A 12,104-nucleotide genomic window follows, 5' to 3' on the forward strand; every position below is an offset into this window, starting at 1 on the left:
TTTAATGTAACTTAACACAGTCTTAAATTAAAAAATGCCATGACGACTGATATAGTCATCATGGCATTTTATATTACAGAGAAGTAAATAAAAGAAAAACGGCGCTAAGAATGTCTTTGTTTCCTATAGAATTAAAGACACTTAGCATATTATCTGATTAGCGCTTTTTATCTTTATTGGTAAATCTGGGCTTATCTTTGGTGGTAAATTTTTGCGCGCGATTGCGTTCACGTTGGCGTAATTGCTGCGCTTTTGCTTTGGTTGGCGTATCACTTTTATTGGCGTACGGGTTTTCATTTTGCTTAAATATAACATTCAGCGGTGTGCCTTCAAGCTTAAAGACTTGACGGAATTGGTTTTCAAGATAGCGCTGATAGCTTTTTGGCAGCGCAGACGTTTGATTACCATGAATCACAATTACCGGCGGATTATGACCACCAATATGCGCAAAACGTAGCTTGATACGGCGACCAGCAACCGTTGGCGGCGGATTGGCCGTGACCGCATCTTGTAAAATCTGCGTCAAACGGTTGGTTGATACTTCAAACATCGACGATTGATAAGCGCGCAAGATAGAAGGATATAAGTTGCCTACCCCTGTACCGTGTAATGCTGAAATTTGATGCACTTTAACATAAGGGATAAAGTTAAAGCGGCGGTCCATCTCAATCTTGATATAGTCTTTTTGATCTTGAGTCAGACCATCCCATTTGTTAATGGCCACTACCAATGCGCGCCCCGCATCAAGCGCATAACCAATCATATTTAAGTCTTGGTCGACAATACCTTCGTGCGCATCAATCACAATGATGGTTACGTTAGAATCTTCAATCGCTTGCAAGGTTTTAATGACTGAGAATTTCTCTACTTTTTCATCGATTTTACCGCGGCGACGTACGCCCGCAGTATCAATCAAGACGTAATCTTTGCCATCGCGTTTATAAGGAATATAAATACTATCGCGCGTGGTACCGGGCATATCAAACACCACCACGCGGTCTTCACCCAATAAACGGTTGACCAGCGTTGATTTACCAACGTTTGGACGACCGATAATGGCAAGCTTTAGCCCTCTTGGCTCGACGACATTTTCTTGCGTTGGCATATCAGCGGTCAACACTTCTAGCAAGTTACCGACCCCGCGCCCATGACTGGCCGCCATTGGATACGGCTCACCCAAGCCTAATGCATAAAACTCTGCAGGCGCCGCATCATGTACGCCATCAACTTTATTGGCGACGACATAAACAGGCTTGCCTAAGGTGTGCAAAAACTTACCAATCTCAGCATCGGCACCAATCATACCGGCGCGCGCATCAACGACAAAAACGATAATATCGGCTTCATGAATGGCGGTATGCGACTGCTCAGACATATAGTCATCAATATTGCCGCTGCCATCGTCTGCCTCACCAATACCGCCGGTATCGACCACGATAAAGGATTTGTCTTCATAAGTCGCATCACCGTATTGACGGTCACGAGTCAGACCTGATAAATCAGCAACCAATGCCTGCCGACTTTTAGTGAACTGGTTAAATAAGGTAGATTTACCGACGTTTGGACGGCCAATTAAGGCGACCACAGGCTTGATACTCATGGGTTACTCTCAGTGAAAGACACAGTGATGTGTACAATGGCGGACGCAGCGTTTACGCTTATACTAAGAACAATAACGCTTCGACCGCGAATTTAAATAAATGGTAAAGATAAAACAATGGCAAATAACACTAGGCTTTTTGCGTTAAGCAGTTGCTATAAGTGTTGGTTAAGGTCTTACCCCAATTATAAATAGCTCAAGCATTTAAGCATCATGACCAATCAATCGTCATGACTTATACCATTAACACCTAGCACTTATCGGTCGCATAGAGTACGCGAAAGCCACTACTTAAACAAGCAATTTACACAAGGCACGAAACGCTGACAAAGCAGCGTTTTTTTAACTCTCATATCAGTCTGCTTATTTAACGTCTTATTTTGCGCCTAGTTTTAACCCATTGCTTTAAAAAATTGCTTTAAAACATGCCTTTAAAACATAGGCGGTTAAATAAGCCGTCACTGACAAAAATCTAGCGTGCTAACTGCCAAATCGCTACTTGTCCTGCGGTACTTTGCGTCAGTAATAGACTGCCTTGTACTTGCAAATTGGTCAAAGCGCCTTTGGTCTGTACGCGGCTAACGATTTTACCGCTTGCCGGGTCAAATAAATGCACCACGCCGTCAAAATCGCCCACTGCAATATAATTGCCAATCATTACAGGATTGGTGAGGTGACGATAAGCCAACTCTTCGCTCTCCCACAACACTTCACCATTATTGCGGTTATAAGCAACCACTTTGCCATCTAAACTGGTGGCAATAACTTGCTGATTATTGACCGCAAGTGATTTTAAGCTGGCAAGTTCATTGACGAACATGACTTGACGCGAGGCTAAGTCAATACCAAGCAGCTGACCGCTATAACTGATGGCAAATAACTGATTATTGTCTACAACTGGCATGCCGTCGACATCGCTCATGCGCTCAACTTCGCTGCTGCCGGCCCCGACGCCAACGCGGCGTGACCACTGCGGCAGACCGTTATCAATAGTAATGGCATGCAAGCGACCGTCTGCCGTTGCTAGGAGTGCAGTTTTATTATCTAACAGTGTCGGTGCTGCTGTACCGCGTACGCTGATCGCAGGTACTTGGGTGGCAAACTGCCAAACAGATTGGCCGTTTTGTAGCGATAAACCATGCAAGAAACCATCATTGGCTGATAAAATCACTCGGTTATTGCTGATTAACGCTGGGGTCAAAACTGTGCCGGTTAATTGCTGCTGCCAGCGCTTAGCGCCGGTGGCACTATCAAATGCCATCACCAAACCGCTACGCGTACTCACAATAGCCGTCTGACTAAGGGCGTCTAATGCCACGCCGCCGGTAATTTGATTACCTACATTGACTGACCATAGGCGCTGACCCTTATTATCAAAGCCTGTCAAATCACCACCGCGCGAGGCCGTCACGATTTGCGAGTTGGCATAGCCTACCTGCAAACTAAGAGGATCTTTACTACTGGCTTTTTTGCTACCAACATCGGTACTAAAAACCGGCTGCAGCACGCTAATTGGCTGCGCGATTTGTATCAACTTCACAGGATCATTAACGACTGGTTTGATACCTCGATTACACCCAACGACTGCAGTTGCCATCACTGCGATGACGGCGACATGCATGGCCGTCGTTTTGATTGTCTTAACGTTTATCGTTTTGTTTGAGCGAATAGCTTGAGTCATTATGGGTTCTCACTACCAATAAAGTAATCATGAATAAATTAGCCAGCAGTAAGTAAGTGGCACACAATAATAAGTATAATAAATAAGCACTTATGATTGATACTACCTTTTTAACTCACTGCGCTACTTAGTTTTAAAAGGGTTTGTACAACGTTTTATCGTGTTGCAATTTTTCTTTATTAGCACATTAGCGTTTTTGCTATTTTTTTAATATTTGGTTTTGGTATCTTTTTAACAACTGGCTTATGCACCAGCTTCTATCTTATTATTGTCTGCCCCATTTTCACCTCCGGCTGCGACTGGCTGGGCAGGCATAGCAGGTTCTTGGATAAGCCCTGCTTGCGGTGCAATAGGTTCAGGCACTATCCCGAGGCTTTCCATTTTTAATGCCAATACTGCACGTGTTTCTTGACGGCTACGTAACAATTCCCAAGCATTATTGTAAGATTTAACCGCCGCATCTTTATTGTTTTGCGCTAGATAAATATCACCCAATAGCTCTTGCTGGCTTGCTTTAAACGAGCTTGGCATATCATTATTAGCTTCAGCCAAAGCAGCATCGGCATCACCAGCCGCTAGTAACGTCTTGGCATAGCGCAGACGGGTAATTGCTTGTAGACCTGCATCACCCAAATCGATTGCCAGTGCCTTTTTAAAGGTCTCACCCGCACCTTTAAAGTCATCGCTGTCCACTTGCTGACGCGCTTTAATCATTAACGCTTGCCACGCATAGACAGAGTTACCATGGGTGCTCACTAGAGCATCAATATCTTTATCTAACTGTTTACGGCTCTCAGCCAGTGACGCTTGCGCTTCTGCTTCTAAGTCTGGGTTTTGTGACGCGAGACTGACTTCTTCATTTAAACGTTGAATATCGGCATAATGGTCGGCGGCCACCGTATCGACACGCGCATGATTATTTTGCCAATATGTCCAGCCAAAATAGGCTGCTAACGCCAATAAAATCGCAGTGACAATATAGCTGCCATATTGCTGTAACGCTTGCATTGAATTGTCTGCATTTGGCGAATTGGGTGTCAGAGCCATATATTTTTACCTGATAAAATTGATATTAAATGTTTAACGCTAAAGCCACAATCGCTTGTTAACGAACGAAGTTATCTTTAGTTGACAACCAATCTTGCGCGACTGTTTTTTGCTCACCCGTCTGCATGTCTTTAATACTAATAGTATTATCATCGAGCTCCTGCTGGGCGATAATCACTGTCAACGCCGCGCCCGATTTATCCGCCTTTTTCATTTGCGCTTTTAAGCTGGTTGCGCTCGCCATTTTTACGCGCAGGTCAGGACGGCTATAACGCAGCGCTTGCGCATAACTGATACCCGCACTATAAACTTCTGGATGGGCAACCACAAAAATATCACAAGCTGGCAGCTCTGCTATCGGTGATACAGCGTCGATAAGCAGCAATAAGCGCTCAAGTCCCATGGCGAAACCAACGGCTGGCTCAGATTTCACTGCTTTATCATCAGAGGTGCCGATAGATTTTAACTGACCAACCAAACCATCGTAACGGCCACCGGCACAAACGGTCGCTTGGCTACCAAGCTTATCAGTGACCCACTCAAAGACGGTTTTATTATAATAATCAAGACCACGTACTAAATGCGGATTAATCTCAAACTCAATCCCAAGTGCGGTTAGATACGCTTGCACTTGTTCAAAATGCGCTTTACTTTCGGCACCCAAAAACTCAGCAAGCTTTGGCGCCTCTGCTAATAGCGCTTGTGTACTCGCCTCTTTACTGTCTAAAATACGTAATGGATTGGTCGTCAAGCGGCGTTTACTGTCTTCATCTAGCTGCCCTTGTTTGTCAGTTAAATATGCAACCAATGCTTCACGGTAAGCGTGGCGCTCATCAAGCTCGCCCAAACTGTTGAGCTCTAAGCGCATCTCGTCTTTTAGACCCAATTCCTGCCACATCAGATGCGTCATAGCAATCAGTTCGGCATCAGCATCCGGTAGCGCACTACCGAAGCTTTCGACACCCAATTGATGAAACTGACGGTAGCGACCTTTTTGCGGACGCTCATAGCGAAACATCGGGCCGATATACCAAAGCTTTGGCGTATCACCGCGCAGCAAATTGTGCTCAATCACCGCGCGTACTGCCCCTGCCGTGCCTTCTGGGCGCAATGCCAATGGCGTTGGCGGCTCAGACTTATCGGTAAAGCTATACATCTCTTTTTCGACGATATCAGTGGCACCGCCGATAGCACGCGCAAACAAGTCGGTTTGCTCAACGATAGGCAGGCGAATATGCTCATAACCGTATCTGCCCAATACATCTGCCAATATCGACTCTAAATGCAGCCATTTTGCAGACTGGTCAGGCAAAATATCATTAAACCCTTTGATTGCTTTAATCATGGTACGGTCGCATCCTTAAATGTTTAACAAGCTATCTCTAATACTTTTTATTGGTAATGACGGTTTTTATTAATAATCGCGCTTTATTTTAATCAGAAAATAAATCAAGGTGGCGACTTATTTTACGCGAATGATTTCATTCTCACGTTTTTTTGCCAAATCTTCGGCATGCGCACGTACCATGCCTTCGATTTCATCGACCAAATTATTGGTATCAATCAAATGGCTTTTTTCGCCCATACGGTAGACCAGCGATTTTGGTGCGGCACCGACAATACCAATGTCCGCTTCTTTTGCTTCGCCTGGGCCATTTACCTTACAGCCAATAACGGACAAATTCATCGGCTCACGGATATCTTCTAAACGTGATTCTAAAGCGGTCATTACCTTAATCACGTCAAATTCTTGGCGCGAGCAGCTTGGGCAAGCGATAAAGTTAACACCGTTTGAACGAATATTAAGCGATTTCAAAATATCAAAGCCGATTTTAATCTCTTCTTCTGGCTCTGCTGCCAAGGAGATACGAATGGTATCGCCGATGCCGTCTAATAACAGACCGCCTAAGGCAATGGCAGATTTCACCGCGCCGGTACGATAGACTCCAGCTTCAGTGACGCCTAAATGCAGCGGATTGTCAATCTGCGCAGAAATCAGACGATAGGCATCTAAAGTCAAAAATACATTACTGGCTTTTACCGAGACTTTGTATTGATCAAAGTTTAAACGCTCTAAGATATCGATATGGCGCATCGCTGATTCAAGCATCGCCTCGCCCGTTGGCTCGGTATATTTACGCTGAATGTCTTTTTCTAATGAGCCTGCGTTGACGCCAATACGAATCGGAATATTATAATCTTTGGCGCAAGCAACCACTTCGCGGACTTTGGCGTCGCTACCGATATTACCAGGGTTGATACGCAGACAATCGGCGCCCGCTGCCGCAACCGCTAGGGCGATTTTATGATCAAAATGTACGTCTGCGATAAGGGGTACGCTGACGCGCTTACGAATCTCGGCAAAGGCTTTGACGGTGTCCATTGTCGGTGTCGACACGCGCATTAAATCCGCACCCGCTTCGACGCAGCGCTCGATTTGGGCAACGGTCGCTTCTACATCACAAGTATCGGTATTGGTCATACTTTGCACACTAATCGGTGCATCGCCGCCGATTGCGACATCACCAACATATATTTTTTTGGTAAGACGACGGTTAATAGGCGCTGACGTTGACATAGACAAACCCTTTCATTGGAACAAATTGGAACGAATTAAAACTGAAACTTGGAAACCAACATTACTTTTTAACGCTAACAGCTTGTTAAGAACAATCGTTTTGTTAAGTTTAATAGCTATTAAATATTAAGGTGCAAGCTCAAAGCTGGCCTGAGTACCTGTAGCATAACTGTCTAACGCCACCGCTTCTTCATTAAGCAGTAAGCTGACATTTTTGACATTATCTATTTGTACATTAAAAGGCGGTGTACCTGATAACTTATAATCGCCAGCAGTTTGCGAGCCATTCATCAAATTGCTACCCGAGGCATCGGTAATCACCACAACAGCAGCATCAGTCAGCTTAACATCTAGCGTAGCGGCTGCCACACTTTCACCGCCCAAATTCAGCGCCGAGCCAGACGCACCAACGCCATTACTATCGGTATCAATCGCCGCGCCTTGTGCTTGCTCTAGCGCTGAGATGTCTTCGCTGGTCGTTACTGGCTGCTCATTATTATCTTTACTGGCGTTAGACACCATGCGAAATAAGAAAATCGCTAAAATAATAACGCCAATCACCGCAATGATTAACAAGGGATTAAAACGAATACGGTTGTGAGTGTCGCGCTGCAAGGTGCCCATCGGGCGTAGTGGCGACTCAATATTTTGAGGGGCGCGCGCTTTTAGCTCATTAGGGTAAGCGGCATCAAAGCTGCTCGCTACTTTTATGGGATCTAAACCCAAAAACTTAGCGTAGTTAATTGCAAAACCGCGCGCAAACGCCGCTTGTGGTAAATCCGCAAAATTCTCATTTTCGAGCGCTTGTAAATGACGTTTTAAAATAAATAATTCGGCAGCGGCCTCTTCTAAACTGACTTGTTTGGTTTTGCGGGCTTGCTGCAACATGGCACCAAATGATCCCTGAGCGTTAGATTGAGTGTTCGATGATGGGGTGGTCATTTCCATGGTGCCTCTGGATTATTAAGCCAAATCTTAAGTTGTTTTGCTTCATCGCTTAGTGGATAAGCGGATAAAAGCTGCTGAGCCAATTGCTGGCGCGTTGCTATGTTATTTTGTGCCGCTGCAAGTTTGATACCCTGTAATAGCAAACGTGGGCTAATGCCCTGCCCTTGTACCAGTAGTAAGGTTTCATCATAAAGCCTTTGAGCCTGCTGCACACGCTGCTGCTCGAGTAGCAAATCAACCAGTTCAATATGCGCAATCACACTGTTGCGGTTGCCATCTAATGCGCGCAAAAATGCTTTGGCCGCGGCTGGATGATCATTGAGCTGAAGATAGGTGCGCCCTAAATTCTCTAACGCCCCAATCCGGCCTTCGTAGCCAAGCGCCGCCCCTGCAATCTCAAACTGCTCCGCCGCCTCTTTATAGCGCTTCATTTGCGACAAATAAACGCCGTAATTATTGTGTGCTTGATCAAAATCTTTATCTAGCATAATGGCTTTTTTAAAGTATTGATCGGCTTTTGCAAGATTAAGGCGACTGCCCTCTTGCTGCAACAAAATGCCCATCATATCATAGGCGGGCGCATAACGGCTATCGGCAGCAAAGGCTTTTTCAAGTTGACGCTGGGCGGTATCGAGCTCATTTTTGCGGATATATTGTGCCGCAAGTGAGGTGCGAACGCGAGCAATTTCTTGCTGATCTAAATTACGATTGTCGCTCGGTCGCGTCGATGTTTGATAAGGTGCATTACCAATCAAGTCTGTGGTCGTCGTACTTTGACAACCACTTAATAACAAAGCACTTAACGCACTGGTTAACAAAATAACTTTTGCGCCGCGCGTGTAGGCAATACTGACAGCTGATTGCTGCGCCGATTGAGAAAGTAAGGTTTGATATTTGAACTGACAAAGAGTTTTTAAAGTCATCATAGCCGCCATCATAAAACTGTGGGTCAATGCGTTCGATCATCGAGGCATCAGTTTAATGGATTTAGCACCCATAAGTACAATTTAGTTGATATTAATTGTGCTGCTCTTTGTTATTGATGCTCGTAACTACATTTTATTACCGTTGTGAGATAAAAACGACAGTTAAGCAATTCAATTCATTACCTTACCTACTCACTTGTCAATCAGCAAATATTTAATCCTAACTTCCTAACTTCCTAACTTTGGACAATAAAAAGGTATTAAATACTTTCACGTTCTTTAATACTTTGCTGCCACGCTGCTGAACGACGCGTTCTGTCAGCGACTTGTCCAACCAATTGACCACAAGCGGCATCGATATCATCACCGCGCGTTTGGCGAATGGTACACACAAAACCCGCTTGGCTTAAAATATCGCTAAAGGCATGAATGCGGTTATTGCTCGATTTATCATACGGCGCATGCGGGAACGGGTTAAACGGAATCAAGTTAATCTTACTTGGCAAATCTTTTAATAATGCCACCAGCTGATGAGCGTGCTCATTGCTATCATTGACGCCATCAAGCATGACATATTCAATCGTGACATGCTTTTTATGACGCGGATTGACATCATAAACATAGTTTTTTGCCGCGGCCATCAGCTCATCTAACGGGTATTTTTTATTAATCGGCACCAGCTCGTTACGTAGCTCATCGTTTGGCGCATGCAAGGATATCGCCAATGCCACATCAATATCTTGCGCCAATTGGTACATTTTTGGCACCACACCTGAAGTCGATAGCGTCACGCGGCGCTTTGATAAACCGTAAGCATGATCGCTTAGCATCAGCTCCATCGAGCCAACCACGGGTTTGTAATTTAATAAAGGCTCACCCATACCCATCATCACGACATTGGTGACGTTATTTTCCCATAAACTATGGTCAACGTTTTCCAAGCTGTCATTGTCATCGCTCATATAAGAAGCGTTCGCCACCCATAATTGACCGATAATTTCGGCAGCGGTTAAATCACGCTCGAAACCTTGCTTACCAGTACTGCAAAAACTACAGTCTAGCGCGCAGCCAACTTGCGAGGAGATACATAAGGTTTTGCGACCGTTCAGCTTGCTATCATCTGCCGGAATCAATACCGTCTCGACCAATGAACCGCCGGTGACTTCAAACACCCACTTACGCGTGCCATCATCGCTATATTGACGATGAATCACTTTTGGCGGCGTGACACAAGCATTGGCGGATAATTTATCACGCAAGGATTTGCTCAAATTGGTCATTTGCTCAAAATCGGTCACCCCATGCTGATAAATCCATTTAATCACTTGCGTCGCACGAAACGGCTTTTCGCCAATACTTTTGAAATAATCGGCCAGTTGTGCTTGCGTCATGCCCAATAAGTTGGTTTTCGCTTGTGCTTCATCGACAAGCTTGATGCTATTGGCAGGATTTTTAGCAGTTTGTGCTGGGATATGTTGGATAGGAGTTTCAAGAGTGGACATAATAGGTAACCTTTTTGCAGCCACTAAAATAAGCGCTGCAATTATTGAGATGGGCGTTGCTAGTTAATCATACATCTGATGTATGTATGCATAAGCAATCCGTTATGAGCGCATTTTTATCCGCTTCTTTTATCAAGATATCTATAAACACATAAATTTTATAAAAATATCATGAAAACATGCTGATAAGGGATTGATAATGCTCGTAAAACTAATAATGAGGCAGATCTTTAAGAATTTCAATATAGAATCAAACTATTATAGCTAAAACGGCTTATACCAAAAGATATAAGCCGTCTTGCTACACTAATTATCGATAACCAGCATCAAAGCGATTATCAATAACTGCTGCTATTAACGCGTACGTGCACAAACTTCATCTTCATTGAAGAAGTAGCTGATTTCACGGGCTGCTGATTCTGCTGAATCTGAACCATGAACGGCGTTTTCATCGATGCTGCTAGCGAAGTCAGCACGGATAGTGCCTTCAGCAGCGTCTTTTGGGTTAGTTGCACCCATGATTTCACGGTGCTTAGCGATTGCGTTTTCGCCTTCTAGCACTGATACCAATACTGGACCTGACATCATGAAAGATTTTAGGTCGCTATAAAATGGACGCTCAGCGTGCTCAGCGTAAAAACCGCCTGCTTTTTCATCATCAAGTTGTAGCATTTTAGCGGCAACAATTTTTAGACCCGCTTTTTCAAAACGGTCGTAGATAGCGCCGATGTGGTTGCCAGCTACTGCGTCAGGTTTGATGATAGATAAAGTACGTTCGTTAGCCATGAAAAGCTCCTAATGGATGATGGTTAAAAAATTACACTAAAATAAGAAATGAAATAGTAAAGAGGTCGTTTTATCACGAACCACTCATTTTATCTCAGGCCACTATGTTGACTTGGATTTATTGAAATGATTCATGACTTATCAATATGAAAATATGAATTCAAACAACATTAGACACCAACACAGGATTGTTGCCTATTATAATGATTGAGCCTGTAAATGATAGCGTTAATTACGCTATCCGCTCAGAAAATTAAGGTTTAAAAAAGCTTTAAAATTGCTATGCTTTAGAAAAGCACCATTTTAAAGCTTACTGATATATTTAAAGTTTACTGATATAAAGGCAATACAAATACCATTACAATCGCTTTTATAAGCATACGTTTAGCCAATTACTCTCCTAAACGACTATCTCGACAGCTGCCAGCATTACATTCACGCACACGATCATTTAAGAAATTGACCCGTTTGGTAGTAATACGGGTAGCGCAGTCCATATTGACATAGAAACCATCGTCATCATGATAGCTACATTGATCATTTCGGTCACGCATCCAAGCAAGTTGCCCACGTTTAAGTGTGGTTTTTTGCTGGCTATTTAAAACTTTATTTAGCTTGGTATAAGAGTTATTAAGCTCTTTATCTGCTTCTAGATATACTTTGGTTAAGCAATAAAGACCGTCAAAATCATTGATGGGTTTATCACAATTTTGGGCGCCCCAAGACAGCATGGGCAACATAAAAGCTGCCGACGTCAACATGGCTGATGAGGTTTTAATAATAGTTTGCTTCATAATATCAGTTTTCATGTTATGTCCCTCTTATGGTTTGCTGATAATCAAAAATCCCTTTTAATACATAAAATACCATTCAAAAAAACAATGCTGTTGTCGCTATTACTATTAGCTTAATCTTTTTTGAAAGCGCTTGTCTTAATTTTATGTAATTATAGTAGAGCCTTTATAAAAGCGGTACAGTAGTTTTACAATAAATGAAAAGTAAAAAGATTATGACTTATTCAGCAGACTTTCGAGCT

Annotated in this window: 10 protein-coding genes; all 10 read right to left on the minus strand. The window is 43.6% G+C overall.

Features of this window, described 5'->3' with window-relative positions; translation table 11 throughout:
• Positions 1–157 precede the first annotated feature (157 nt).
• Entirely contained in the window at positions 158–1,600 is a 1,443-nt protein-coding gene (gene der / locus B2866_RS04180; RefSeq protein ID WP_193031882.1) for a ribosome biogenesis GTPase Der, read from the minus strand.
• 472 nt (positions 1,601–2,072) lie between these two features.
• Positions 2,073–3,281, minus strand: a complete 1,209-nt coding sequence (bamB, locus tag B2866_RS04185; RefSeq protein WP_296190961.1) for an outer membrane protein assembly factor BamB — start codon at positions 3,279–3,281, stop codon at positions 2,073–2,075.
• A 243-nt stretch (positions 3,282–3,524) separates the two neighbouring features.
• Entirely contained in the window at positions 3,525–4,328 is an 804-nt protein-coding gene (locus tag B2866_RS04190) for a YfgM family protein (RefSeq protein WP_296190963.1), read from the minus strand.
• A 58-nt stretch (positions 4,329–4,386) separates the two neighbouring features.
• On the minus strand, positions 4,387–5,673 hold the full coding sequence (hisS, locus tag B2866_RS04195) for a histidine--tRNA ligase (protein WP_296190964.1): 1,287 nt from the start codon (positions 5,671–5,673) through the stop codon (positions 4,387–4,389).
• Positions 5,674–5,790: 117 nt separating this feature from the next.
• On the minus strand, positions 5,791–6,906 hold the full coding sequence (ispG, locus tag B2866_RS04200; RefSeq protein WP_296190966.1) for a flavodoxin-dependent (E)-4-hydroxy-3-methylbut-2-enyl-diphosphate synthase: 1,116 nt from the start codon (positions 6,904–6,906) through the stop codon (positions 5,791–5,793).
• Between the two features lie 126 nt (positions 6,907–7,032).
• Positions 7,033–7,854 carry a helix-turn-helix domain-containing protein gene (locus tag B2866_RS04205; RefSeq protein ID WP_409520863.1) on the minus strand — a complete coding sequence of 274 codons (822 nt, stop codon included), beginning with the start codon at positions 7,852–7,854 and terminating at the stop codon, positions 7,033–7,035.
• Positions 7,845–8,780: a type IV pilus biogenesis/stability protein PilW gene (gene pilW, locus B2866_RS04210; protein WP_296190967.1), complete on the minus strand. Its 936-nt coding sequence runs from the start codon at positions 8,778–8,780 to the stop codon at positions 7,845–7,847. Before pilW ends, B2866_RS04205 begins: the two co-directional genes overlap by 10 nt.
• A gap of 260 nt (positions 8,781–9,040) precedes the next feature.
• Positions 9,041–10,282 (minus strand): 23S rRNA (adenine(2503)-C(2))-methyltransferase RlmN, encoded by a 1,242-nt coding sequence (gene rlmN / locus B2866_RS04215; RefSeq protein WP_296190969.1) that lies wholly within the window; start codon positions 10,280–10,282, stop codon positions 9,041–9,043.
• 354 nt (positions 10,283–10,636) lie between these two features.
• Positions 10,637–11,068 (minus strand): nucleoside-diphosphate kinase, encoded by a 432-nt coding sequence (gene ndk / locus B2866_RS04220; RefSeq protein WP_296190970.1) that lies wholly within the window; start codon positions 11,066–11,068, stop codon positions 10,637–10,639.
• Between the two features lie 392 nt (positions 11,069–11,460).
• Entirely contained in the window at positions 11,461–11,877 is a 417-nt protein-coding gene (locus B2866_RS04225; protein ID WP_296190973.1) for a lysozyme inhibitor LprI family protein, read from the minus strand.
• Between the last annotated feature and the right edge of the window lie 227 nt (positions 11,878–12,104).

The sequence above is a fragment of the Psychrobacter sp. UBA3483 genome, assembly GCF_002377905.1.
Taxonomy (GTDB): Bacteria; Pseudomonadota; Gammaproteobacteria; order Pseudomonadales; family Moraxellaceae; genus Psychrobacter.

Excerpts from the sequence above, each read along its gene's own strand:
- ndk (WP_296190970.1), bottom strand. The coding sequence starts at position 11,068 with ATGGCTAACGAACGTACTTTATCTATCATCAAACCTGACGCAGTAGCT.
- hisS (WP_296190964.1), bottom strand. The coding sequence starts at position 5,673 with ATGATTAAAGCAATCAAAGGGTTTAATGATATTTTGCCTGACCAGTCT.
- pilW (WP_296190967.1), bottom strand. The coding sequence starts at position 8,780 with ATGATGACTTTAAAAACTCTTTGTCAGTTCAAATATCAAACCTTACTT.
- der (WP_193031882.1), bottom strand. The coding sequence starts at position 1,600 with ATGAGTATCAAGCCTGTGGTCGCCTTAATTGGCCGTCCAAACGTCGGT.
- B2866_RS04190 (WP_296190963.1), bottom strand. The coding sequence starts at position 4,328 with ATGGCTCTGACACCCAATTCGCCAAATGCAGACAATTCAATGCAAGCG.
- B2866_RS04225 (WP_296190973.1), bottom strand. The coding sequence starts at position 11,877 with ATGAAAACTGATATTATGAAGCAAACTATTATTAAAACCTCATCAGCC.
- B2866_RS04205 (WP_409520863.1), bottom strand. The coding sequence starts at position 7,854 with ATGGAAATGACCACCCCATCATCGAACACTCAATCTAACGCTCAGGGA.
- ispG (WP_296190966.1), bottom strand. The coding sequence starts at position 6,906 with ATGTCAACGTCAGCGCCTATTAACCGTCGTCTTACCAAAAAAATATAT.
- rlmN (WP_296190969.1), bottom strand. The coding sequence starts at position 10,282 with ATGTCCACTCTTGAAACTCCTATCCAACATATCCCAGCACAAACTGCT.
- bamB (WP_296190961.1), bottom strand. The coding sequence starts at position 3,281 with ATGACTCAAGCTATTCGCTCAAACAAAACGATAAACGTTAAGACAATC.